Annotated in this window: 25 protein-coding genes; 16 read left to right on the forward strand and 9 right to left on the reverse strand. The window is 70.6% G+C overall.

What is annotated here, in order from left to right:
• Window positions 1-164: 164 nt before the first annotated feature.
• A complete protein-coding gene (gene phnF / locus ACS5Q7_RS06535; RefSeq protein ID WP_478338612.1) occupies window positions 165-902 on the reverse strand; it encodes a phosphonate metabolism transcriptional regulator PhnF in 738 nt (245 codons plus the stop codon).
• Between the two features lie 96 nt (window positions 903-998).
• Here phnF and phnG point away from each other — a divergent pair, with 96 nt between their 5' ends.
• From phnG to ACS5Q7_RS06580, 9 genes are all read left to right on the forward strand, one after another.
• Window positions 999-1451, forward strand: a complete 453-nt coding sequence (gene phnG, locus ACS5Q7_RS06540; RefSeq protein WP_478338613.1) for a phosphonate C-P lyase system protein PhnG — start codon at window positions 999-1001, stop codon at window positions 1449-1451.
• Between the two features lies 1 nt (window position 1452).
• Entirely contained in the window at window positions 1453-2037 is a 585-nt protein-coding gene (gene phnH, locus ACS5Q7_RS06545; RefSeq protein WP_478338614.1) for a phosphonate C-P lyase system protein PhnH, read from the forward strand.
• A gap of 4 nt (window positions 2038-2041) precedes the next feature.
• Window positions 2042-3130, forward strand: a complete 1089-nt coding sequence (locus ACS5Q7_RS06550) for a carbon-phosphorus lyase complex subunit (RefSeq protein WP_478338615.1) — start codon at window positions 2042-2044, stop codon at window positions 3128-3130.
• Window positions 3127-4170, forward strand: a complete 1044-nt coding sequence (locus tag ACS5Q7_RS06555; protein WP_478338616.1) for an alpha-D-ribose 1-methylphosphonate 5-phosphate C-P-lyase PhnJ — start codon at window positions 3127-3129, stop codon at window positions 4168-4170. The genes ACS5Q7_RS06550 and ACS5Q7_RS06555 overlap by 4 nt, the downstream gene beginning before the upstream one ends.
• Window positions 4167-4937, forward strand: coding sequence for a phosphonate C-P lyase system protein PhnK (phnK, locus tag ACS5Q7_RS06560; protein ID WP_478338617.1), 771 nt, complete (start codon window positions 4167-4169; stop codon window positions 4935-4937). The genes ACS5Q7_RS06555 and phnK overlap by 4 nt, the downstream gene beginning before the upstream one ends.
• On the forward strand, window positions 4934-5638 hold the full coding sequence (gene phnL, locus ACS5Q7_RS06565; RefSeq protein WP_478338618.1) for a phosphonate C-P lyase system protein PhnL: 705 nt from the start codon (window positions 4934-4936) through the stop codon (window positions 5636-5638). The genes phnK and phnL overlap by 4 nt, the downstream gene beginning before the upstream one ends.
• Window positions 5639-5780: 142 nt before the next feature.
• Window positions 5781-6917, forward strand: a complete 1137-nt coding sequence (locus ACS5Q7_RS06570; protein ID WP_478338619.1) for an alpha-D-ribose 1-methylphosphonate 5-triphosphate diphosphatase — start codon at window positions 5781-5783, stop codon at window positions 6915-6917.
• Window positions 6917-7453: a phosphonate metabolism protein/1,5-bisphosphokinase (PRPP-forming) PhnN gene (gene phnN, locus ACS5Q7_RS06575; RefSeq protein ID WP_478338620.1), complete on the forward strand. Its 537-nt coding sequence runs from the start codon at window positions 6917-6919 to the stop codon at window positions 7451-7453. Before ACS5Q7_RS06570 ends, phnN begins: the two co-directional genes overlap by 1 nt.
• A gap of 59 nt (window positions 7454-7512) precedes the next feature.
• Complete coding sequence (locus ACS5Q7_RS06580; protein ID WP_243958719.1) at window positions 7513-7752, forward strand: hypothetical protein; 240 nt, start codon at window positions 7513-7515, stop codon at window positions 7750-7752.
• A gap of 182 nt (window positions 7753-7934) precedes the next feature.
• Here the strand turns inward: ACS5Q7_RS06580 and ACS5Q7_RS06585 are convergent, their stop codons facing one another.
• From ACS5Q7_RS06585 to ACS5Q7_RS06600, 4 genes are all read right to left on the reverse strand, one after another.
• Complete coding sequence (locus ACS5Q7_RS06585) at window positions 7935-9425, reverse strand: carboxypeptidase M32 (RefSeq protein WP_478338621.1); 1491 nt, start codon at window positions 9423-9425, stop codon at window positions 7935-7937.
• Between the two features lie 130 nt (window positions 9426-9555).
• Complete coding sequence (gene ggt / locus ACS5Q7_RS06590) at window positions 9556-11145, reverse strand: gamma-glutamyltransferase (protein ID WP_478338622.1); 1590 nt, start codon at window positions 11143-11145, stop codon at window positions 9556-9558.
• A gap of 174 nt (window positions 11146-11319) precedes the next feature.
• Window positions 11320-12048 carry an acetoacetyl-CoA reductase gene (phbB, locus tag ACS5Q7_RS06595; protein WP_478338623.1) on the reverse strand — a complete coding sequence of 243 codons (729 nt, stop codon included), beginning with the start codon at window positions 12046-12048 and terminating at the stop codon, window positions 11320-11322.
• A gap of 134 nt (window positions 12049-12182) precedes the next feature.
• The gene (locus ACS5Q7_RS06600; protein WP_478338624.1) at window positions 12183-13367 is read right to left on the reverse strand and encodes an acetyl-CoA C-acetyltransferase; all 1185 of its coding nucleotides are present in this window, start codon (window positions 13365-13367) and stop codon (window positions 12183-12185) included.
• Window positions 13368-13722: 355 nt separating this feature from the next.
• Between ACS5Q7_RS06600 and phaR the strand changes: the two genes are divergently transcribed.
• Both phaR and ACS5Q7_RS06610 read left to right on the forward strand, forming a co-directional pair.
• Window positions 13723-14310, forward strand: a complete 588-nt coding sequence (gene phaR / locus ACS5Q7_RS06605; RefSeq protein ID WP_478338625.1) for a polyhydroxyalkanoate synthesis repressor PhaR — start codon at window positions 13723-13725, stop codon at window positions 14308-14310.
• Between the two features lie 92 nt (window positions 14311-14402).
• A complete protein-coding gene (locus ACS5Q7_RS06610) occupies window positions 14403-14693 on the forward strand; it encodes a hypothetical protein (protein ID WP_478338626.1) in 291 nt (96 codons plus the stop codon).
• A 491-nt stretch (window positions 14694-15184) separates the two neighbouring features.
• Here the strand turns inward: ACS5Q7_RS06610 and rpmF are convergent, their stop codons facing one another.
• Both rpmF and ACS5Q7_RS06620 read right to left on the reverse strand, forming a co-directional pair.
• Entirely contained in the window at window positions 15185-15373 is a 189-nt protein-coding gene (gene rpmF, locus ACS5Q7_RS06615) for a 50S ribosomal protein L32 (protein WP_003601373.1), read from the reverse strand.
• Between the two features lie 152 nt (window positions 15374-15525).
• A complete protein-coding gene (locus ACS5Q7_RS06620; RefSeq protein ID WP_478338627.1) occupies window positions 15526-16068 on the reverse strand; it encodes a PAS domain-containing protein in 543 nt (180 codons plus the stop codon).
• A gap of 229 nt (window positions 16069-16297) precedes the next feature.
• Between ACS5Q7_RS06620 and ACS5Q7_RS06625 the strand changes: the two genes are divergently transcribed.
• The gene (locus ACS5Q7_RS06625; protein ID WP_478338628.1) at window positions 16298-16654 is read left to right on the forward strand and encodes a ComEA family DNA-binding protein; all 357 of its coding nucleotides are present in this window, start codon (window positions 16298-16300) and stop codon (window positions 16652-16654) included.
• Window positions 16655-16672: 18 nt separating this feature from the next.
• Here ACS5Q7_RS06625 and ACS5Q7_RS06630 read toward each other — a convergent pair whose 3' ends face one another.
• Window positions 16673-17239: a hypothetical protein gene (locus ACS5Q7_RS06630; protein WP_478338629.1), complete on the reverse strand. Its 567-nt coding sequence runs from the start codon at window positions 17237-17239 to the stop codon at window positions 16673-16675.
• The gene (locus ACS5Q7_RS06635; RefSeq protein ID WP_478338630.1) at window positions 17236-17487 is read right to left on the reverse strand and encodes a hypothetical protein; all 252 of its coding nucleotides are present in this window, start codon (window positions 17485-17487) and stop codon (window positions 17236-17238) included. The genes ACS5Q7_RS06630 and ACS5Q7_RS06635 overlap by 4 nt, the downstream gene beginning before the upstream one ends.
• A gap of 110 nt (window positions 17488-17597) precedes the next feature.
• Here ACS5Q7_RS06635 and ACS5Q7_RS06640 point away from each other — a divergent pair, with 110 nt between their 5' ends.
• The 4 genes from ACS5Q7_RS06640 (at window position 17598) to ACS5Q7_RS06655 (ending at window position 23952) form a co-directional block, all read left to right on the forward strand.
• Window positions 17598-20468 (forward strand): phosphoenolpyruvate carboxylase, encoded by a 2871-nt coding sequence (locus ACS5Q7_RS06640; protein ID WP_478338631.1) that lies wholly within the window; start codon window positions 17598-17600, stop codon window positions 20466-20468.
• A 236-nt stretch (window positions 20469-20704) separates the two neighbouring features.
• The gene (locus ACS5Q7_RS06645; RefSeq protein ID WP_478338632.1) at window positions 20705-21802 is read left to right on the forward strand and encodes a glycosyltransferase family 4 protein; all 1098 of its coding nucleotides are present in this window, start codon (window positions 20705-20707) and stop codon (window positions 21800-21802) included.
• Window positions 21803-21823: 21 nt separating this feature from the next.
• Window positions 21824-22909: a glycosyltransferase family 2 protein gene (locus ACS5Q7_RS06650; RefSeq protein ID WP_478338633.1), complete on the forward strand. Its 1086-nt coding sequence runs from the start codon at window positions 21824-21826 to the stop codon at window positions 22907-22909.
• Window positions 22906-23952 carry a glycosyltransferase gene (locus ACS5Q7_RS06655; protein WP_478338634.1) on the forward strand — a complete coding sequence of 349 codons (1047 nt, stop codon included), beginning with the start codon at window positions 22906-22908 and terminating at the stop codon, window positions 23950-23952. Before ACS5Q7_RS06650 ends, ACS5Q7_RS06655 begins: the two co-directional genes overlap by 4 nt.
• Window position 23953 lies beyond the last annotated feature (1 nt).

The following is a 23953-nucleotide window of genomic DNA, read 5'->3' on the forward strand; positions in this document are numbered from 1 at the left end:
CGGTTTCTGGGAGATTTGGATCACCGCTCCTCAACCGTCTTTGCGAGCGCAGCGAAGCAATCCAGGGCCAGCGGGCCGTTTCCGGGTGTGGCGTTCTCCTGGATTGCTTCGCTCCGCTCGCAATGACGAAGTGGCTGCTCGATCCAACGATTGTGAAGACCGCGCTAAGTCCCCACCACCACTTCCACTCGGTCCGCCGCGAACACCGCCCGGTTGGCCTGCACCGGTACGCCCGCGCCGTCGACGTTCACGCTCGAGACCACGATGACCACGCGCCCCGGCGTCAGGTCGAGCCGCGCGGCCTCGGCCGGGTCGGCGAGGCGGGCGCGGATGCGCGTCGAGAGGCGGGTGTAGTCGGGCACGCCGCAGGCGGCGAGCGCCCGCGTGATCGAGCCGGACGCCGCATAGGCCTCCGCGAACCCGGCGAAGCGCGGCAGGGGCAGCCATGTCCGGGCGGTGGAGAGCGGCACGCCGTCCGCCCTATGGACGGTGACGAGTTCGATCAGAGGGGCGCCCTCGGCGATTCCGAGCATCGCCGCGCCTTCGGCGTCGGCTTCGATCTCCGCATGGGCCACGAGATCCCCCCAGGGCTCCCGCCCGGCCCCGGTGACGATCTCGGAGAAGCGCGTGCGCCGGCCGATCGGGTAGGCGAGGGGCGGCGCCTCCACGAAGGTGCCGCGCCCCTGGCTCGCGCGGATCAGCCCGCGCTCGGCGAGCGTCCCCAGCGCCCGGCGGACGGTGTGCCGGTTCACGCCGAAGCGCATGGCCAGCACCGCCTCGGTGGGAAGCTGCGCCCCCTGCGCCAAGCTGCCCGTCGCGATCTCCGATTCGAGGGCATCCGCGATCTGCCGCCACGCGGCGAGACCCGCCCCACGGCTCAACGCTTCGACCGGTTCACTCACGCAGGCCCCGCCCTCCTGAAACAGCGGCGTCATACAAACTTCATTTGCGCTCCCGGCGCCAGTTGTCTAAACATATAGACAAGCACGGAGGTCGTCATGAACGTGGCTGATCGGGACGCGGGGACGGAGGCGCGCAGAAGCGTCATGGCCCTCTGCACCGCCGCGACAGTAGACGAACTCGCCCGCGCCCTCGTCGGGCTCGGCGCGCCGGAGGCCGAGGATCTGCGCGCGCCGGAGATCGGGCTCGTGATGGCCACCGGCCGCATCGGCGGCGACGGGCGGCCCTTCAACCTTGGGGAAGTCAGCGTCACCCGCGCCGCCGTGCGGTTGGCCGATGGGCGGACGGGCTTCGCCTACCATCTCGGCCGCGACCGCCGCCGGGCGCGGCAGGCCGCCATCCTCGACGCCCTCTGGCAGGGCGACCGCGCGGGGGTCGAGGCGGCTCTCGCCCCCGTCGCCCGGCGGCAGGCGGCGGAGCAGGCCGCCGAGGCGAGGCGCATTGCCGCGACGCGAGTCGATTTCCTGACGCTCGCCCGTGGGGAGGATTGAGATGCTTCGCCCTGGCTTCCGCGATCCCGTCCACGACGCGCAGGGCGTGTTCCGCGCCGTGCTCGACGCCCTGGCCCGGCCGGGGACGATCCACGCCATTTCGACACACCTCGATCCGCCGGAGCCCCTGACGCCCGAACTCGCGGCCATCGCGCTCGCGCTGACCGATGGCGACACGCCGGTCTGGCTCGATCCCGCGCTGGCCGCAGCCCCCGAGGTCGCCGCGTATATGCGCTTCCACACCGGGGCGCCGCTGACCGACGATCCGGCGCGGGCCGCCTTCGCCCTGGTGCGGGAGTCCGGACGCTGCCCGCCGCTCGCCACCTTCGCGCAAGGCTCGCCCGCCTATCCCGACGGCTCGACCACCCTGGTTCTCGCGCTGGACGCCCTCGACGCCGGCATGGGCCTGCGCCTCACCGGGCCGGGCATTCGCGGCACGGCGGATCTGGCGCTGGCGCCGATGCCGCCAGGCTGGCCCGAAGCCCTGCGGGAGAACCATGCCGGCTTCCCCCTCGGGGTCGATGGCCTGCTCACCGCCCCCGGCCGCGTGGCCGGGTTGCCGCGCTCGACCGCCGTGGAGGGCTGAGCCGATGTATGTGGCCGTGAAGGGCGGCGAGGCCGCCATCGACAACGCCCACCGGCTCCTCGCGGAGGTGCGCCGGGGCGATCCGGCGGTGCCGGAACTGACCGTCGCGCAGATCCGCGAGCAGATGGCCCTGCTGGTGGACCGGGTGATGGCCGAAGGCTCGCTCAACGATCCCGACCTCGCGGCGCTGGCGCTGAAGCAGGCGCGGGGCGACGTGGTGGAGGCGGTGTTCCTCGTGCGGGCCTTCCGCACGACGCTGCCGCGCTTCGGCGCCTCGGTGCCCCTCGACACGGGGGCGATGGCCCTGCGGCGGCGGGTCTCGGCGACCTTCAAGGACCTGCCCGGCGGGCAGGTGCTGGGGCCGACCTTCGACTACACGCACCGCCTCGTGGATTTCGCCCTCGCCGAGGACGGCGCCCCCGAGACGGCGGCCGAGGCCGAGCCCCGCGAGGACGCCGCCGCGACGCCCCGGGTGACGGACCTCCTCGGCCGGGACGGGCTGATCGAGCCCTCGCCGCAGGATGACGGCACGCCGCTGCCCGACATCACCCGCGAGCCGGTCGACTACCCCTGCGACCGGGCGACGAGGCTGCAAGCCCTGGCGCGGGGCGACGAGGGCTTCATCCTGGCGCTCGGCTACTCGACCCAGCGCGGCTACGGGCGCACCCACCCCTTCGTGGGCGAGATCCGGGTCGGCACGGTCGAGGTCGAGTTCGTGCCGGAGGAACTGGGCTTCCCCGTGCCGCTCGGCACCGTGCAGGTCACGGAGTGCCAGATGGTCAACCAGTTCAAGGGCTCGCGCGCGGTGCCGCCGCAATTCACGCGGGGCTACGGGCTGGTCTTCGGCCAGAGCGAGCGCAAGGCCATGGCCATGGCGCTGGTGGACCGGGCGCTCCGGGCGGGCGAGTTGGGCGAGCCGCTGGCGAGCCCGGCGCAGGATCAGGAATTCGTCCTGGCCCATTGCGACAGCCTTCAGGCGACGGGCTTCGTGGAGCACCTGAAGCTGCCCCACTACGTCGATTTCCAGGCGGAACTCGAACTGGTGCGCCGCCTGCGCGCCGAGTTCGAAGCCGGGCGGGAGGCTGCGGAATGAGCGAGGCGCGCGATGTCCAGCTGAGCACCGACCCCTCTCCCCGCCTGCGGGGAGAGGGCCGAGCCTCCCTTGTCGGGGGCGAGGCGAGCCCGAAGGGCGAAGGTGAGGGGGGCGCCATCTCCGAAGAGCCCCCTCACCTTCGGCTGCCGCCTCGCTCCGGCGACGACAAGGTCGCCGGAGCCCTCTCCCCGCAGGCGGGGAGAGGGGATGCTGCCTACAACTTCGCCTATCTGGATGAGGGCACCAAGCGGATGATCCGCCGGGCGCTGCTGAAGGCGGTGGCGGTGCCGGGCTATCAGGTGCCCTTCGCCTCGCGCGAGATGCCGATGCCCTACGGCTGGGGCACGGGCGGCGTGCAGGTGACGGCGGCGATCCTCGGCCGGTCGGACGTGCTCAAGGTCATCGACCAGGGGGCCGACGACACGACCAACGCCGTTTCGATCCGTCGCTTCTTCGCCAAGACCGCAGGAATCGCCACCACCACCCGCACCACCGAGGCGAGTGTCATCCAGACCCGCCACCGTATCCCCGAGACGCCGCTGCACGAGGGCCAGACGCTGGTCTATCAGGTGCCGATCCCGGAGCCCCTGCGCTTCCTCGAACCGCGCGAGACCGAGACGCGCCAGATGCATGCTCTGGCCGAATACGGCCTGATGCATGTGAAGCTCTACGAGGACATCAGCCGCCACGGCCACATCGCGACCACCTACGCCTATCCGGTGGAGGTCGCCGGCCGCTACGTGATGGACCCGTCGCCGACGCCGAAGTTCGACAACCCCAAGATGGACGATTGCCCGGCGCTTCAACTCTTCGGCGCGGGGCGCGAGCGGCGGATCTACGCCGTGCCGCCCTACACGACGGTGCGCAGCCTCGATTTCGAGGACCATCCGTTCCGGGTGCAGACCTTCACCGAGCCCTGCGCCCTGTGCGGAGCACGCGGGCACTACCTCGATGAGGTCGTCACCGACGATGCGGGCGGGCGGATGTACATCTGCTCCGACACCGATGCCTGCGAGACCCGCCGGGAGGATGCGCAATGACCCCGCTGCTCTCGGCCCACGGCCTCACCAAGGCCTACGGCCCCCGCAAGGCCTGCGATGGCGTCGACATCGACGTCACCGAGGGGGAGGTGCTGGCGATCGTCGGGGAATCGGGCTCGGGCAAGTCGACCCTTCTGTCGATGCTCGCGGGCGAGTTGGCCCCGGATGACGGCGAGGTCCGCTACCGCGACCGGGAGGGCCGGGTGCGCTCGCTCGGGGAGATCGGCCCGGCGGAACTCCGGGCGCTCGCCCGCACCGATTGGGGCTTCGTCCGGCAGGACGCGGCGCAGGGCCTGCGCATGGCGGTCTCGGCCGGCGGCAATGTCGGCGAGCGGCTGATGGGGCTCGGGCAGCGCCACTACGGCAACATCCGCGCCCAGGCGCTCGATTGGCTCGACCGCGTGGAGATCGCCGCCGACCGGATCGACGATCCGCCGACGCGCTTCTCCGGCGGCATGCGCCAGCGGTTGCAGATCGCCCGCAACCTCGTCACCGCGCCCCGCCTCGTGCTGATGGACGAGCCGACCTCCGGCCTCGACGTCTCGGTGCAGGCGCGCCTCCTCGACCTGATCCGGCGGCTCTCGGGCGAACTCGGCCTCGCCGTCGTCATCGTCACCCACGACCTCGCCGTGGCGCGGCTCCTGTCCCACCGCATCGCCGTGATGCGTGCGGGCAAGGTGGTCGAAACCGGCCTGACCGATCAGGTGCTGGACGACCCCGCCGACGCCTACACCCAACTCCTCGTCTCCTCGGTGCTCGCCGCATGACCACCGCCCTCGAATTTCGCGACGTCGCCAAGAGCTTCACCCTGCATCTGCGCGGCGGCACCGTGCTGCCGGTGGTCTTAGGCGCGACCTTCTCCGTCGCGCCCGGCGAATGCGCCGTGCTGTGGGGGCCGTCCGGGGCGGGCAAGTCCTCGCTGCTGCGCATGGCCTACGGCAATTATCGCTGCGATTCCGGCGCGATCCTCGTCCGCGACGGCGAGCGCGTGGTGGACGTGGCCCGCGCCGCCCCCCGTGACGTGCTGGCGCTCCGGGCGCGGACCATGTCCTACGTCTCGCAATTCCTGCGGGTGATCCCCCGCGTGTCGGCCCGCGACGTCGTCGAGGCGGCGGGCCGCGAGGGCGGGCTGTCCGAGGGCGAGGCCCGCGACCGGGCGGGCGACCTGCTGGCGCGGCTCAACCTGCCGGATCGGCTGTGGGGCCTGCCGCCCGCGACCTTCTCCGGCGGCGAGCAGCAGCGGGTGAACATCGCCCGCGGGCTGATCGCGCCCCGGCCGATCCTCCTGCTGGACGAGCCGACCGCCTCCCTCGACGCGGAGAACCGCACCGTGGTGGCGGATCTCATCGCCGAGCGAAGGGCGGCGGGCGCGGCGATCCTCGGGATCGTCCACGATGCGGCCATGCGCGAGGCCATCGGCGGGCGGATCATCGACGTAACGGCGTTCGGCACGGCGCGGGCGGCATGAAGACTGCGCTATTGCGGAAAACACCGTCATTGCGAGCGAAGCAAAGCAATCCAGGGTCGCGGGACGTTCCCGAATGTGGCGCTTCCCTGGATTGCTTCGCTTTGCTCGCAAAGACGGACGGAACGAAGAGGACGGGAGGCCCATGACGGATTTCGTGATCGAGAACGCCACCCTCGTGCTGCCCGACAGGGTGCAGCACGGCTGGCTCGCGGTGGTCGACGGGCGCATCGCCGAGATCGGCGAGGGGCGGGCGCCGGAGCGCGGCCTCGACCTCGGCGGCGACCACCTGATCCCCGGCCTGATCGAGCTGCACACCGACCATCTGGAGAGCCATTACGCGCCCCGGCCGAAGGTGCGCTGGCATCCCCTCGGCGCCGTGCTCGCCTACGATTCGCAGATCGCGGCGTCGGGCATCACCACCGTGTTCGATTCCCTGCGCGCGGGCAGCGACCCGGACGGCAGCGGGCTCGGCCCCGAACTCGATGCCCTCGCGGAGGCCATCGACACGGCGCGGCAGGGCGACCTGCTCCGGGCCGAGCACCGGACGCATCTGCGCTGCGAATTGCCCTCGGACGACGTGATCGCCACCGTCGAGTCCTTCGCAACCCGCTACACGATCGACCTGATCTCGCTGATGGACCACACCCCCGGCCAGCGGCAGTTCCGGGACATCGGCAAGTACGAGACTTACGCCACGCGTGGCGGCCGCTCCCTCGACGAGATCCGCAAGGCGACCGCCTGGAAGATCGAGAAGGGCAGGGCGCTCAACGCCGTGAACCGCCCGGCCCTGGTGGCGCTCGCGCAGGCGAAGGGCATTCCGCTCGCGAGCCACGACGACACTACGCTGGGCGATGTCGATCTCGCCTCCGGCGAGGGCGTGGCGCTCGCCGAATTCCCCACCACCCGCGAGGCGGCCGAGGCCGCCCACGGGCGCGGCATCACCGTGATGATGGGGGCGCCGAACCTCCTGCGCGGGGGCTCGCATTCCGGCAACGTCGCGGCGCAGGACCTCGCCGAGGCCGGCTTCCTCGACATCCTCTCCTCGGATTACGTGCCCGCGAGCCTCGCCATGGCCGCGTTCGTGATCCCCGAGCGGGTGCCGGGCATCGGCCTGCCCGAGGCCATCGCCACGGTGACGGCCAACCCCGCCCGCGCCACGGGCCTCACCGACCGGGGCGAATTGCGGCCCGGCCTGCGCGCCGACCTCGCCCGCGTGCGCCTCGCCGCCGGCATCCCGGTGATGCGCGAGGTGTGGCGCGCCGGCCTCCGGGTGGTGTGATGGGCTTCGTCCTCGTCGTCGGCCCGAGCGGAGCGGGCAAGGACACGCTGATCCGCATGGCGCGGGAGGCGCTGGCCGGCGAGCCCGGCATCGTCTTCCCGCAGCGCCTCGTCACGCGCCCGCCCTCGGCGGACGAGGACAACGCGCCCATTGATGACGACGCCTTCGCCCGCGCCGAGGCAGAGGGGCGCTTCGCCCTGTCGTGGCGGGCGCACGGCCTCGGCTATGCCCTGCCGGCGCGCTGCGGCCGGCTCGCTCGCAGCGGGCGCGTGGTGGTGAGCAACGTCTCCCGCCGGATCGTGGCCGAGGCCCGGTCCCGCTACCCCGGCACGCGGGTGGTGAAGATCGCCGCGCCGCCGGAAGTGCTGGCGCAGCGCCTCGCCGCGCGGGCGCGGGCGCAGGACGGCGACCTCTCGGCCCGCCTCGCCCGGCAGGCCAGCGTCGAGCCCGACCTGACCATCGACAATGCCGGGGCGCCGGAGGAGGGCGCCAGACTACTGATTCAATTCTTGCTTGATCTTCGGGCCGGCCAATAAGCGGAACCGTATTCGGGCGTTCACCGTTGCTGGGCACCTGTTATTGCAAGGAGCCCACCATGCGTCTGTTCGTCCCCGCCGCCGCGCTTCTGCTGGCCGGCCTGACGCCGCATTTCGCCGCCGCCCAGACCACCGTCATCGAGCGCGACCGCCCCGACACCGTCGTGGTCGACCGCCCGTCCACCGAGAGCAAGACCGTCGAGACCCGCGAGAGCAGCGACGGCTGCTCCTCGAAGACCGTTACGAAGACCAACGACATGGGCGATCGCAAGACTGTCCATAAGGAGAGCTGCGACTAACACGGCAAGTCTGGCCAGTACTGAAAGCTGACCCGTCATTGCGAACGCAGTGAAGCAATCCAGGGCAGCGGGACATGTCCGGCTGTAGCGGATCCCTGGATTGCTTCGCTGATGCTCGCAATGACGGAAGGTTTTATGGGTTCACGATGGGAAGGGGTTGAAACGTCGCGGCTCAGCCGTCGTCACGCCCCCAGGTAGCGCGCCTCCAGATGCGACCGGAACGCCGCCGTCCCGAGCGGTGAGCCGGTCGCGTCGCTCAGGAGCGCGTCGGTCGGCAGAAGGCTGCCGCGCTTGTGGATATGGGTCCGCAGCCACCCCCGCAGCGGGCCGAAATCGCCCTGCGCGAGGCAACCCGGCAGGGCCGGCTCCGCGTCCTTCGCCGCGCGGAACAGCTGCGCGGCTGCCAGCGCCCCGAGGGTGTAGGTCGGGAAGTAGCCGAAGGCGCCGCTCGGCCAGTGGATGTCCTGAAGGCATCCGAGCCGGTCGTTCGGCACGGTGAGCCCCAGCAACTCGCGGATCCCGTCGTTGAAGGCGCCCGGCAGGTCCGCCACCGCGAGGTCGCCCGCGATCATCGCCGTCTCCAGCCGGTAGCGCAGCAGGATGTGCGCCGGGTAGGTCGCCTCGTCGGCATCGACCCGGATGAAGCCCGGCTCGACGCGGGTGTAGAGGCGGAACAGGTTCTCCGGCTCCCAGGCGGGGCCTGAGCGGCCGAAGGCCTCGCGCAGCAGCGGGGCGAGGTAGGCCATGAACTCGCGGCTGCGGCAGGCCTGCATCTCCACGATCAGCGATTGGCTCTCGTGCAGGCTCATGCCCCGCGCCGAGCCCACTGGCTGGTGGCGCCATGCGGCCGGGCGGCCCTGCTCGTAGAGGGCGTGGCCGGTCTCGTGCAGCACGCCCATCAGCGCGCGGGAGAAGTCGCCCTCGTCGTAGCGGGTGGTGATGCGCACGTCGTCCGTGGCCCCGCCGCAGAACGGGTGGAGGCTGATGTCGAGCCGCCCGCGCCCCTCATCGAAGCCGAGCCCCCGCATCAGCGCCAGCCCGAGCTGCCGCTGCGTCTCGATGGGGAAGGGGCCGTCGAGGGGCAGGGGCGCGCCCGCCGCCTCCTGCCGCGCCCGCGCCTGCGCGATCAGGCCCGGCAGCCACGCGGTGAGGTCCGCGAAGAGCGGGTCGATCACCGCCCGGCGCATCCCGGGATCGTAGCTGTCGAGCAGGGCGTCGTAGGGGTCGAGGCCGAGCACGGCGCCCTTGGCCTGCCCGATCTCCCGCTCCAGCCGCAGCAACTCCGCGAGGTAGGGGGCGAGGCGGGCGAAATCCGCGTCCCGGCGGGCCTCCCGCCAGACCATCTCCGAGCGGGACCGCGCCCGCGATTCCGCCTCCACGAGGTCGCGGGGCACCGCCGCCGCGTGGATGTAGGCGCGGCGCATCTCGGTGAGGTTGGCGGCGGGCCAGCCGTCGAGCCCGCCCGCGCTCTCGGCCTCCGCCAGGGTGTCGACGGTCTCGGGCGCCGTGAGGATTTCGTGGGCGAGACCGCGCAGCGCCGCGAGCTGTTCGCCCCGCGTCTCGGCGGCGCCCTCCGGCATCAGGGTCTGCGCGTCCCAGCCGAGGATGCCGGCCGCGCCCTCGACGGCCGAGAGCCGCGCGAACCGGGCTTCGAGGGAAGTGTAAGCCGTCATGGAACTCTCATCTTCAAATCGCCTCCGCAGTTATCGCGAGCGACAGCGAAGCGACCCAGGGCAGCGGGACGTTGTCGAGTGTAGCGCGTCCCTGGATTGCTTCGCTTCGCTCGCAAAGACGGCGCAGGGTCTAATAGCCCAGCGCGCTGCCATCCTTGCGCGGATCGGAGCCGGCCGACAGCGTGCCGGCCTGCCGGTCGATCCAGATGATCTGCCCGCCGCCGAGCGGCAGCGGCGCCCGCAGCACCGGATGGCCACGCTCGGCCAGCCCCGCCATCACCGCATCGGGAATGGCGTTCTCCAGTTCGAGGCCGCCGCCATAGGCGAAGCTTCGCGGGGCGTCGAGGGCTTCCTGCACGTCGAGCCCCCGGTCGAGGATGCCGCTCAGCAGCTCGACATGGCCCATGGCCTGGTAATGCCCGCCCATCACGCCGAACGGCGCGACGGCCCGCCCGTCCTTCATCACCATCCCGGGGATGATTGTGTGCATCGGCCGCTTGCCGGGGCCGATGCTGTTCGGGTGGCCGGGATCGGTGCGGAACGACAGGCCGCGATTGTGCAGCAGCACGCCGCTCTCCGGCGCCAGGATGCCGGAGCCGAACCCCTGGAAGATCGAATTGATGAGGGACAGCGCGTTACCGTCCCGGTCGACCACGCAGAGATAGACCGTGTCCTTGTGGGCGACGGTCTCGGCGGCCTCCGGATAGAGCACCGGCTCGCGGGCGCGGGCCATGTCGATGTCCCCCCGCGCCGCCGCGTGCCATGCATCCGACAGCAGGTGCGAGATCGGCACCTTCGCGAGGTCGGCATCGCCGAACAGCGCGTCGCGGTGGTGGTAGGCCTGCTTGCACGCCTCGGCGAAGAGGTGGGTGCGGTCGAGGTCCGACAGCGCGCCGACATCGTATGGCGCCAGCACGTTGAGCATCATCAGCGCGGCGAGGCCCTGGCCGGCGGGCGGGCATTCGTAGACGTCGTAGCCGCGATAGCGGGTCGAGACGGGCGTCACCGTGTCGGCGCGGGCGCGGGCGAAATCCTCCAGCGTGTGCAGACCGCCGAGGCGGGTGAGCTTGCTCACCATGTCCTGCGCGACCGGCCCCTCGTAGAAGCCCTTCGGCCCGAGCTCCGCGATCCGCCGCAGCGTGGCGGCGAGGCGCGGCAGGCGCATCACGCTGCCGATCAGCGGAGCCTGCCCCTCGCGCAGGTAGATTGCGGCGGCGTCTGCATCGCCCGCCACGCGCGGCACGCAGCGCGCCCAGTCCCAGCCGACGCGCGGCTGCACGACGAAGCCGTTCTCCGCGTAGCCGATGGCCGGCTGCAGCAACTCGCCGAGGGACTTGGTGCCGTGCTCGCGCAGCATCGTGTCCCAGGCTGCGACGGCGCCGGGGATGGTGACGGCATGGGGGGAATCCGGGGCGATGCCCGTTTTGTGCTCGGCGTACCAGTCCGGCGTCGCGGCGGCCGGGGCGCGGCCCGACCCGTCGATGGAGACCGGCACGGAGGCGCCCGCCGGGGCGTAGAGGGCGAAGCAATCGCCGCCGATGCCGGTCATCAGCGGATCGACCACGCATTGCACGGCCACCGCCGCGATGCCGGCATCGACGGCATTCCCGCCCGCGCGCAGCACCTCGATGGCCGCGAGCGTCGAGAGCGGATGGGACGTCGCCACGGCGGCGTTGGCCGCATGGACGGGGGAACGGCCGGGGCGGGAGAAGTCTCTCAACGTCGATACTCGCGCGAAGCGTGGTGGGAGGGGCCGAGACCCGTCGGCTGGCCCGACCGGGCTAGCCTGAGCCCGTGGGATGCCACATGCAAGCACGGGACATGCCGCCGTGCTTCGCTTCGCGCGCAATGACAACAAGAAGGCGGGAGCCTGTCGCCCCCGCCCTCTGGATCCTCAGACGAAGTGCTGGCCGCCGTTGATGGTCAGCGTCGAGCCGGTGACGAAGCCGGCCTCGTCGCTGGCGAGGTATTCGACCGCGTGGGCGATCTCGTCGGCCTCGCCGAGGCGGCCGGTCGGGATCGTGGAGATGATCTTGTTCCGGATATCCTCCGGCACCGCCATCACCATCTCGGTGGCGATGTAGCCCGGCGCCACGACGTTCACGGTGATGCCCTTCGAGGCGCTTTCCTGCGCCAGCGCCTTGGCGAAGCCGACCACGCCCGCCTTGGCCGCCGAATAGTTGGTCTGCCCGGCCTGGCCCTTCTGGCCGTTGATCGACGAGATGATGATGATGCGCCCGAAGCCCCGGCTGCGCATGCCGTCGATGAGCGGACGGGTGCAGGTGAACATCGAGTCGAGGTTGGTCTTGATGACCTGCTGCCACTTCTCGAAGGTCATCTTGTGGAAGGCGCCATCGCGGGTGATGCCCGCATTGTTGACCAGCACGTCGACCGGCCCGACCTCGGCCTCGATCGCCCTGATGCCGGCTTCGCAGCTTGCCATGTCGCCGACATCGAACTTGAACACCGGAATACCGGTCTCGTCTTTGAACTTCTGGGCGGCTTCGTCATTGCCGCCGTAATTGGCGGCGACCTTGTAGCCCTTGTCTTTCAAACGCTTCGAAATCGCCGCGCCGATGCCGCGGGTGCCGCCGGTGACGAGGGCGACGCGTCCTTGAGCCATTGTGTTTCCTCCTAAAGCCGCACGATCTGTGCTGCGTACGGATGACGTCCGCACGTCATTTTTTTCGCACCGATCTTCAAGACAACTTTTGTAGCCCCCTCGAACGCTGTCGAGGGGGCGCCGTTACAAATCGATCAGGGCCGCTCAAGGCACATCGCCACGCCCATGCCGCCGCCGATGCACAGCGTGGCGAGGCCCTTCTTGGCATCGCGGCGCTTCATCTCGTGGAGCAGGGTGACGAGGACGCGGGCGCCCGAGGCGCCGATGGGGTGGCCGATGGCGATGGCGCCGCCATTCACGTTCACCTTCGCGTCGTCCCAGCCCATGTCCTTGTTCACGGCCAGAGCTTGGGCCGCGAAAGCCTCGTTCGCCTCGATCAGATCGAGGTCGGAGGGCTTCCAGCCCGCCTTGTCGAGGGCCTTGCGCGAGGCCGGGATCGGCCCGGTGCCCATGATCTTCGGATCGACGCCCGCCGTCGCCCAGGACTTGATCTTGGCGAGCGGGGTGAGGCCGCGCTTTTGCGCCTCGGAGGCCGACATCAGCACGATGGCCGCCGCGCCGTCGTTGAGGCCCGACGCGTTGGCGGCGGTGACGGTGCCGTCCTTCGAGAAGGCAGGCTTCAGCTTGGCCATGGCTTCCAGGGTCGCGCCGTCGCGGATGTACTCGTCCGTGTCGACGATGGTGTCGCCCTTGCGGCCCGGCACGGTGACGGGGACGATCTCTTCCTTGAACCGGCCCTCCTTGCGGGCGGCCTCGGCCTTGTTCTGCGAGCGGGTCGCGAACTCGTCCTGCTGCTCACGGGTGAGCTGGAACGCCTGCGCGACGTTCTCGGCGGTGGTGCCCATGTGGTAGCCGTTGAAGGCGTCCCACAGGCCGTCCTTGATCATCGTGTCGATGAGCTTGATGTCGCCCATCTTCTGCCCGGCGCGCAGGTACTGGCAGTGCGGCGACAGGGACATCGATTCCTGGCCGCCGGCCACGATCACCGTGGCATCGCCGTTTTGGATCTGCTGCATGCCGACCGCGACGGTGCGCAGGCCCGAGCCGCAGACCTGATTGAGGCCCCAGGCGGTCGCCTTCTCGGGGATGCCGGCCTTGATCGCCGCCTGACGGGCCGGGTTCTGGCCGGCGCCCGCCGTGAGCACCTGGCCGAAGATCACCTCGTCCACATCGTCGGGCGAGACGTTCGCCCGCTCCAACGCGGCCTTGATCGCCGTCGCGCCGAGCTCGTGGGCCGGCACTGCGCCGAACGCGCCGCCGAACGAGCCGACCGGGGTGCGTGCCGCCCCGACGATGACGATCTCTTCGCTGCCTGCCATGACGTTCTCCTCTCGCGGCCGGCGCGTCGCGTCAGGGCGCGCGCCTTTCCTCGTGCCGTTCCAGCGATGAAGTGCGCGGAACGATCGAAGTCAAGAAGCCCAAGAGGGGGAGGCGGTGACGGCGACGCCCGGTTCACCACCCATGCGTCACCCTTTGCCCCGCCACCGGCGGTACCCATGCCTCCGCCACGCACTGCAAATGCAATATTCTGCACGGGACGGCAGCACTTTGCTGTTTTCTGCGCTTGTGGAAGGTCTTATGCTTGTGTGCGGGCGCGATATCGCGACTGCGATGTGGACCGGCGACGCACGTCGAGTCGCTACGGTTGTTCGAGTTCAGAAAGGCCGATCTGCGATGGCGGATACTGTGAAGACGCCTCAGACCGTCATCAAGAAATACGCCAACCGGCGGCTCTACCATACGGGCACGTCGACCTACGTGACGTTGGAGGACCTCGCCACGATGGTCCAGAACGGCGAGGATTTCGTGGTCTACGATGCGCGCACGGGCGACGACATCACCCGCTCGGTGCTCACGCAGATCATCTTCGAGCAGGAGAACAAGGCGGGCGCCGAGAACCTGCTGCCGGTCGCCTTCCTGCGCCAGCTGATCCGCTTCTACGGCGACAGCATGCGCGCCATGGTGCCGAGCTTCCTCGAATTCTCCATGGCGAACTTCGCCAAGGATCAGGATGGGCTGCGCGAGAAGTTCGCCCACAGCTTCGGCCCGTCGGCGTTCCAGCACGCCATCGAGCAGCAGGTGCGCACGAACATGAGCTTCTTCGGCGACGCCATGAAGATGTTCACGGGGTTCACGCCCCCCGGCGCCACGGTTGCGCCGCCGACCAGCGCCCCGGCTCCCGTGCAGGGCAGCGACCTCGACGACCTCAAGCGCCAGATGCTGGAGATGCAGGCGCGGCTGGAGCAGCTCGCCCAGAAATAAGGGGTGCGCCGTTAATCCGAAAAGGTTGACGAAACGTTAGCGGCGGCCCCACGCTTGCACCTGCAGCCATCAGGGCAGGCGAGGGTGCTGCGATGGGACGAATCGGATCGGTCGGAAGTGCCGGAACGGGACGGGTCGAGACGATCCGCCCGGTCTCCGCTGCCGCCGAGGCGCGCAAGGCGCCCTCGCGGGCCATGATCGTCATCGACGGGGGGCGGAGCAGCGATCCGCGCTCGACCGCTTTCCTGCGCGACGGACGCACCGAGGCCGGCTTCGTGGCCCAACTCCTCGTGGGGGCGGACCCGACCCTCCAGACCTCGCGCATCGTGCGGACGCAGCAGGCGGCGAACCGCTATGCCGAGATGGCCCGGCTCCTCGCCTGACGGCCGTTCACTCACCGTCGATCCCGCCCTCGGCCTCGTCCTGAGTGTCTGGCCGAGAAACCGGCGGTTCTTTCACCCTCGACCTCATCCTGAGGTGCCGGAGCGCAGCGGAGGCCTCGAAGGAGGGCTCCAGCGATCGCGGCGCCGTCTGGAGCCCTCCTTCGAGGCCGCTTCGCGGCACCTCAGGATGAGGGGGAGTGAGGGGAGAACGCGGCTTTCCGGCCAGACTCTGAGGTGCGGCGAAGCAGCCTCGAAGGTGGGTTTCCCGGATTCGAAACGACTTCTGGAATCGTCCGACAAGGCCCGCCTGGGATCCGTGTCGAACAGGTCGGGACCGCTCAGGCTTCTCAGTCAGACACTCAGGTTGAGGCCCGGAATGGGACTGAGCCGCGTTCGTCGTCAGGCGCCCGCCCACGAAAAAGGGCGCTGGCCGTGCAGGCCGCGCCCCTCTTCCCAGAGCATATCCGTTTCGAACGTGGCGAGGCGCCGGCTCAGGCCTCGGCCGACTTCACCTTGAGCACCTGGCGGCCGCGATACATGCCGGTCTTCAGGTCAATGTGGTGCGGACGGCGCAGCTCGCCCGAATCCTTGTCCTCGACATAGGTCGGCGCCTTCAGGGCGTCGGCCGAGCGGCGCATGCCGCGGCGGGAGGGGGAAGTCTTTCGCTTCGGAACGGCCATGGCGGGGATCCTTCAGATATGCCGGCGGACAAAGCGGCGCGCGGGCGAGTCCCGTCGGAGGGGAGCCACCACGCACACCGCAGGATACGGATGAGCGGGCGCTTATAGCGGCGGCGCCCCGTTCTGGCTAGAGCGCTCCGCGCGCTCACGTGTCAGTGCAGCTCTGAACGGGTGGAGGCTTCGATCATGGTTTCCCCGGCCAGATCCTCGCCGAGCCGCCGCAGGGCGGTCTCGACCGCTTCGAGGGTCTCCTGCCGCCCGGACCGCGCGATCAGGCTGTGGGCGGCGAGCAGGTAATCGGCCGCCCGTTCGAGGGGCGACCCGTCCTGCCAGGGAGGTTCGGGCGGCTTCAGGGTGCCGGCGGCCTTGGCGATGTCGTCGGGCGGCTCGTCCAGGGGCATCAGCGAGCCGAGGAAGCCGAGGAAGGTCCGGCCCGGCGGCCCGAAGGAGGGCACCGCCCCGGACATGACCCAGACGTAGCCGCCCGCGGCGGCGCGCAGGCGGAAGCGGAGGGAAAAGCCGCTCTGCGTGCGGATGGCCTCCAGCACGAGATCGCGCACGAAGTCACGGTCATCGGGGTGGACGACCCGTGTCCAGCCGAAGTTGCGCGCCTCGGAAAGGGTCTGGCCCGTCAACTTGGACCAGTGGCGACCGAGATGGGTGACGAGGCCAGCGGCGTCGGTGACGAAAACCATCTCGTGCTTTCCCGTCTTGCGGCGCGCGAAGTTCGCGCACCGAAGAGCCCCCGCTACGATGGGTGACTCTTCAAGTTCGGCAAGTATCCACTCCGACTTTTATTTTGCGAGCCGAAGCGATTTGGCGGAGGGCTCTGGACCCAATTCCGTTAAGCGCGGGTTCAAATCCGTTGGCTCAAAGCGTGGCTACGGTTCCGCAGAGCGGGCCGTCACTGCCAGGAGAATCCCCATGGCTTCCTCCAAGACGTCGTCCGCCCTTCGCGCTCTCGCGCTCCTCACGGCCCTCGTGGCCACCCCCGTCCTGGCTCAGGCTCCCGCGCCCGCCACACCCACAGCCCCGGCCAAGCCGATGGCGCCGAGTGCCCCCGTGGCCGGCGCGCCGAACGCCGCCAAGGCGCCGCTCCTCGACTTGAACAGCGCGAGCGCCGAGGAACTGGACAAGCTGCCGGGCATCGGTGCCGCCCGGTCCGCCGCGATCATCAAGGGGCGGCCCTATAAGGGGAAGGACGAGCTGGTCCAGAAAAAGATCATCCCGCAGAACGTCTACGACGGGATCAAGGACAAGGTCATCGCCAAGCAGAAGTGACCGGGCGAGACCGTCCTTTCACTCCGCGACCGCGCCCTGGGGGATGGTGAAACCCTGGGGCGTCTTCGCCGGCTTGGCGTCCGCCTTCGCGCCGCCCTCCGCCGCCTTGGTGCCGCGTGCCTTGCGCGGGGCGCCCTTCTTCGCGGCCTGCGGCGTCGGCTCGGGCGCAACGACCGGCGGCGCCTCGCAGAGCTTGAAGGTCAGTTCCGCGATCGGCGCTCCGTCCTCGGCGACGATGCCGAGGGTGTCGGGCAGGGCCGGCACCTTCGCCTCCCATTTGATCGGCGAGCCGAGAAGCGCCTGCACGGCCGATGGCGTGCCGCCCCGGCGCAGGCTCGTGAAATCCGGCCCGTAGGCCGTGGCGCGCTTCGCGCCGATCACCACTTCGAGCACCTGTGTCACGTCGGGCGTCAACGGGCGCAGGGGATTCTCGACCCGCGTTTCGCCCGCGCGGATCACCGCGAACGAAAAGCCCTTGCCGTTCTCGTAGCGTGCGGCCTGTTCGCCGCAGGCCTCCGCAGCCAGGGCCGGGGCGGGCGGGATCGCGAGGACGAGGGCCAGGGTGGCCAGGATGCGGGCCTTCACCGTTCGCCTCCATGCGGGCGCGCCTCGGCGTGCGTCTCCTCGGGGGTGATGTCGAGAACCTCGGCCGAGCGGTCGATCGGACTCGTCCGGCGCCGGCCCACCGGGCCGATCAGCAGGTCCGTGTCGTCCTGGTGGAATTCACTGTCCATGTGCAGCGGCGGGCGGCGGCTTCGGGCCGCCATCGCGGCGACGATTGCCCCCACCACGATGAGAACCAGGACGGCGAGGAAGATCAGCAGTCGCTCCATGAGGGCGCCAGTGATAACGCCAAGCGCGCGGCACGTCACCCGACGACGGCACCGGAACGCTCCTTGCGTCCGCCCTCCCGGTGAAGACGGGCGCTCAGCGAGGATTCGTCATGCAGCAGCAGGTGGGCCGCGGCCCCGAGGAGCTTGAGGCGCATCTCCTGGGGCTGATCGAGTCGGCGCGGGAGCAGGCGAGCGAGGATCCGTTCCGCAATCCCGTCCTGGCGGTGACGCTGGCGATCACCCGCTCCTTCGACCGGAACGAGATCGAAGAGGGCGACCTCGACGGCCTGTTCGCGCGACTGCGTGCCGAGTCCCTCGAGGCGCGGGCGCGGCGCCTGCGCGATTACGTCGGGCTGAACGGCAGGCCGGATACCTCCGTGGCGGCGGCCCTTGTGGCTGCGGTGCCGGACCGGACGGGCGCCTTCGAGGACTTCGCCGCCTTCATCCACCGCACGGCCTTCGCGATTGTGTTCACCGCGCACCCGACCTTTGGCATGCCCCGGGCCGTGGCCGAACTGCTCGCGCAGGCGGCGGGCCTGCCCGAGGCCTCCGAGCGCGCCGACCCCATCGGCAAGGCCGCCGCCCTGTCCACCCGGCCCGATTCGCCCGTCACCCTCGATCTCGAATTCGAGCAGGCCTGCGCCGCCGCGAACAATGCCCGCCTCGCCCTTGATGCCTTCAACGGCGCCCTCGTCGACGCCGCCCGCGCACGCTGGCCGGACAGCTGGGCCGAGCTTCGGCCGCGCCCCTTCGCCGTGGCGAGCTGGGTCGGCTGCGATACCGACGGGCGCACCGATATCGGCTGGTGGGATACGGTCCGCTACCGCCTGATCTCGAAGCGGATGCAGTTCGACCGGGTGATGCGGGACTTGCCCGACATCCCGGCCGCCCGCGAGGCGCGGAGCCTCGCGGCAGGGGCGCTGAGCGCCGTCAACCGTCAGCTCGCCGTCGCGCCGAGGCTCGGGGACAAGCCGTCGCTGGAAGCGGTGCATCGCTTTGCCCTCGCGCTCATCATCGAGCGCGAGCGGGCGCAGACCGACGCCGCCCCCCTCATCGCCACCCTCGATGCGGCGCTCGCCGGAGCGAGCGAGGCGACCGAGCGGAAGGCCATCGCGGTGCTGAGGGCCGGTGTCGAGACCCACGGCCTGTCGAACGCCCTGCCGCATTTCCGGCTGAACGCCTCGCAGATCCACAACGCCGTTCGCCGGGTGATCGAACTCGAGGGCGAACCCACCGACGCCGCCCAGCGTCGCTCGCACCTCGCCACGATCCATACGCTCCTCAACGACGTGACGCCCGTGGCAGTGGATTTCGGGGCGCTGGCCGCCGAGCGCGCCTCAGCCGCGCGGCTGATGATGACCATCGCGCAGATCCTCAAGCACGTGGACGGCACGCATCCCGTGCGCTTCCTCATCGCCGAGACGGAGACCGGCTACACCCTGCTCGCCGCCCTCTGGCTCGCCCGGCATTACGGCATCGCCGACAAGCTCGAGATCACGCCGCTGTTCGAGACCGCGAGTGCCCTCGAACAGGGCATCAGGGTCCTCGACGACGCCCTGCGCAACCCGCATTGGCGGGCGTATCTGAAGCGCATCGGGCGGCTGACGGTGCAGTTCGGCTATTCCGATTCCGGCCGCTATGTCGGGCAGCTCGCGGCGACCTTCTGGATCGAGCGCCTACGCCTGCGCATCACCGAGATGCTGGTGCAGAACGGCCTCGCCGATGTCGAACTCGCGATCTTCGACACCCACGGTGAATCGATCGGCCGGGGCGCGCACCCGACCTCGCTGCGCGACCGCCTCGCCTATCTCGCCCCGGAGGATGCCCGCGACCGTGCTCGCAAGGCGGGGCTGAAGGTGCGGCTCGAATCGAGCTTCCAGGGCACGGACGGCTATCTGCTCTTCGGCACGAAGGACCTCGCCCAGGCGAGCCTCGCGCGCATCGCCGAGCACGTCTACGCCCTCGACGTGGCCGAGGAAGACGCCTTCGCGGGCTACGCGCTCACCGAGTCCGGCGAGGGCACCGCCCCGACCGACGACCCGATCTATTCCGAGCCCGACTTCGCCCTCGAATTCTTCACCGTCGTCCGCCAGGACATGGAGGCGCTGGTGGACGAGCCGGGCTACGCCGCGCTGCTCGGCACCTTCGGCCCGAGCCTCCTCGACCGCACCGGCTCGCGGCCGGTGGCGCGCCAGACCGATGCCGGCGGCCCGGCGCGGATCACCCATCCGCGCCAGATGCGGGCGATCCCCAACAACGCGATCCTGCACCAGCTCGGCTTCCTGGCGAACTCCCTGCATGGCCTCGGACGGGCGGCGGGGCGGGGGCCGGACCTGTTCCGGGAGATGCGCCGCGATTCGCTGCGCTTCTCCCGCGCCTTCCGCCTCGTGCAGCACGCCGCGTCCGTCGGCGATCTCGACGTGCTGCGCGCCTATATCGACACCCTCGATCCGGCCGTGTGGCTGGAGCGCGCCCGGCGGACGCAGAAGGATTTCCGCCGGGACGAACTGGTGGTGATCGCCGGCGCCCTGGAACGGCTCGACCTCGCGCCGGATCTGCGCCGCCTGTTCGGCCGGCTCACCCGCGACTGGCTGGCCCTGCGTGCCGCCGCCCCCGATCTCTCCGGCATGTCGGCGCGGCTCACCCTGCTCCACGCCCTGCGGCTCGCGCTGATCCACCGGATCTGGTTCCTGGCGGTGCACATCCCCGGCTTCCGGCCGCAGGCGGGCATTTCCCGCGAGCAGATGATGGAGCGCTTCCTGCGCCTCGACATCGACGGGTGCCTGACGATGCTCGACGAGATCTTCCCCAATCAGCCCGATCCGACGCTCGGCCTCAATTTCGGCGAGCCCGCCGGCCCGCGCGACACCGGGACGTACGAGGCGGAGCACGCCACTCTGTTCCAGCCGATCCGTCGGATGTTCGCGCAGGTGCGGGAGATTTCGGGGATGATCCAGCACGAGGTCGGGGCGTTCGGGTGAGGGGCGCCCACACCTGAACATCGTCTTTACCGGTATGATCATCCTTCGTTCAGAACGGAGTGGCTAAACCGTTCCGGCATGCTTGCCGTGCGAAGGGGTCTTCGCGCCCCGGAACGCGGCAAGCTTGGCCATAAGAACATGTGCGTGATAACCGCCGAGCTCGCCTCAGGCCTACCCCTCGTCTCCAGCGACCGGCAGGTCCGTTCTCATCCGTCCACAACCGTATCGGTGCACGCGTGAAGATCGCTGTCCTCGCCCATCTCAAGTATCCGATCGGTCAGCCCCATGCGGGTGGGCTGGAGATGCACACGCATCTCTTGACGGTCGCCCTGCGTCGTCGCAGGCACGAGGTGGTTCTCTTCGCGAGCGAGGGTTCGGATCCTGCCCTGGAGCCGGTGATGCTGTGCGCGCCGACCGGCTGCGCCGTCGCCAATCCCGAACGCGAAGACGAGATCGACCGCGCCGAGGCCAAGGCCTACCGCCGGATGATGGACATGGTGGCGGCCGGGGGCTTCGATCTCGTCCACAACAACGCGCTGCACGCCCTGCCGCTGCAGGAGAGCGCCCGCCTCGGCCTGCCGTGGGTCACGGTGCTGCACACCCCGCCCTTCGACAGCCTGACGAAGGGCGTCGTCGCGGCGGACCCGGACATGGCCTTCCTCGCCGTCTCGTCGTCGCTGGCGCAGGAATGGACCGAGATCGTTCCTCACGCGCAGGTGGTGGGCAACGGCGTGGACCTCTCGACCTTCGCCTACGGCGCCACGCCGGACGACCCGCCCTACGCCTTCTGGTCGGGCCGGATCGTGCCGGAAAAGGGCCTGCACCTCGCCATCGACGCCGCCCGCGAGGCCGGCTTCCCGCTGGTCTTCGCCGGGCCGAAGATGAATCCCGTCTACTGGGACAAGGAGATCGCGCCCCGCCTCGGGCCGGACCTCACCCATCTCGGCCACCTCGCGCACCGCGACCTCGCCCGGCATCTCGGCCGGGCGCGGGTGGCGATCGTCTCGCCGCGCTGGGAGGAGCCGTTCGGTCTCGTCGTCGCCGAGGCGCTGGCCTGCGGCACCCCCGTCGCCGCCTTCCGCCGGGGCGCCATGCCGGACATCCTGGACGAGACCTGCGGGCGCCTGGCCGAGCCCGACGACGCGCACAGCCTCGCCGAGGCGATCAGCGGCGCCGCCGGCCTCTCCCGCCGCGCTTGCCGCGACCGGGCCGAGGCGCTCTACGACGCTGAGGCGATGTTCGAGCGCTACATCGAAATCTACGAAGACGTCATCGCCCACGCCTCGGAGCGTGCCCGGCCGAGCCTGCGCCGGGTGGCGGGCGGTCGCGGCTGAGCGGTATTTCAGAGGTCTTTCATGGTGCGTCCCTGCGTCGTCTGCGTTCCGGCCCGGAACGAGGCCGAGCGCCTGCCCCTCCTCCTCGACAGCTTGGTGAGCCAGGATGCCGAGGCCCCGGTCCGGGTGGTGGTGCTCGCCAATAACTGCACCGACGGGACGGTGGAGGCCCTGCGCGAGGGGCAGGGGAGCGGGCGCTTCGGCACGCTCGACCTGCGGATCGTCGAGGCAACCCTCGAGGGGGCGGATGCCCATGTCGGCACCGCCCGGCGCATGGCGCTCGATGCGGGTGCGGACTGGCTCGCCGAACTCGACGCGGGAGACGGCATCCTCCTGACCACCGACGCCGACGCGCGCCTTCCAGCCAACTGGGTCTCGGCCAACCTCCGCGCCCTGGAGAATGCCGAGATCGTCGGCGGGCGGCTGGTGATCGACGGCGAGGACGACCTCGCGCCGGGCGTCGCCGATCTCAACGCGCGGGTGGAGCGCTACTGGGCCGGCGTGCGCCGCCTGGAGGAATTGCTCGATCCGGCTCCGCACGATCCGGCTCCCCGCCACGGCGACCATACCGGCGCGAGCCTCGGCTTCCCGGTTTCCCTCTACCGCGCGGTGGGCGGGCTGCCGCCGCTGCCCTGCGGCGAGGACAACGCCCTCGTCGCCCTGATGCGGGACGGCGGCGCGCGGCTGCGCCATTGCCCCGACGTCCACGTTCTCGTCTCCGCCCGGCGCGATGGGCGGGTCGCGGGGGGCATGGCCACCGAGATGGAGCGCCGGGCGCGCGCCGTCTCCGGCGCGGCCTATCTCCTGCCGGAGGCCGTCTTCTGGGAGCAGCTGGTGCTGCGCCGGGCCGCCCTGCGCCGGGCTTACGACCTGCCCGAGCGAGAGCGGGAGGCGGCCTGTGCCAAGCTCGGCCTCGGCTCGGGCGACCTCGCGGCGGTGCTCGCCACGGGTTGCCCCAACGCCATCGCTTTCGTGGAGCGCGCCGACCGTCTCATCGGGACGCGCTCGCCCCCGGCGCCGGTCTGCGACATCGATATCGCGCTCAAGGATCTCGCCGCCATCGCCAAGCGGATCGAGCGCCGTGGCCGCGCCAGGAAGGCCGCGTGACCCGCGGCATCGGCTGGTACGTCCACCATCAGGGCGCGGGCCATCTGCAGCGCGCCCGCGCCGTCGCCGCGCATCTCAAGCGCCCCTGCACGATCATCGGCACGCTAACGGGGTTCGACACCGCCGGCCTCGACATCCTCGACCTGCCCGATGATCGACCGCTGGGGCCGGGCGCGGGCTTCGACGGGAACGACGGGCAGGCCGAGCGGCCGGAGGCCTTCCACTACGCGCCCCTGCGCCATCCCGGCCTACGCGGCCGCATGGCCCGCATCGCCGCCTGGGTGGAGCGGACGGACCCGGCGCTGATCGTCGTGGACGTCTCGGTCGAGGTGGCGTTGTTCGCCCGCCTGCTCTCGGTCCCGACCGTCGTGGTGCGCCTGTCGGGCGAGCGCACCGATCCGCCGCATCTCGAAGCCTTCCGCAGCGCGAACCGGGTGCTCGCCCCGTTCCCCGCTTCGCTCGAATCGCCCGGCACGCCCGAGTGGGTGCGGGCTAAGACCTTCTATGCAAGCTTCCTCGGCGGCGGGCGGCCCGCGTCGGGCGGGGAGGGCCAGGACATCGTCGTGGTGTTCGGCAAGGGCGGCGAGGGTGGCGACAGGGCGGCCATCGCGGCGGCGGCACGCGCCGTGCCGGAGCGGACATGGCACGTCCTCGGCCCGGTCCACGGCGAAGCGGAGATCCCCGCGAACCTGTCCCTTCACGGGTGGGTCGCGAACGTTGACGCCCTGGTCGCGAAGGCGGCGATCCTGGTCGGGGGAGGGGGTGACGGGCTCGTCGCCCTGGCCGCAGCCCATGGCAAGCGCTTCGTCTGCCTGCCGGAGGCGCGCGCCTATGGCGAGCAGACAGAGAAGGCCGAGGCCCTTCGACGCCTCGGCGCGGCGACGGTTCGGCCGTCCTGGCCGGCACCGGACCAATGGCCCGACGTCATCAGAGAGGCCCTGGACCTCGACCCGGCGGTCATCGCCGGCCTGCACGACCCCGTGGGGCTCGGGCGGTGTGCCGCCTTCCTCGACGGATTGGCCGAGGAAGGCGATTTGCGGTAAT

This window comes from Methylobacterium sp. Gmos3 (genome assembly GCF_056430985.1).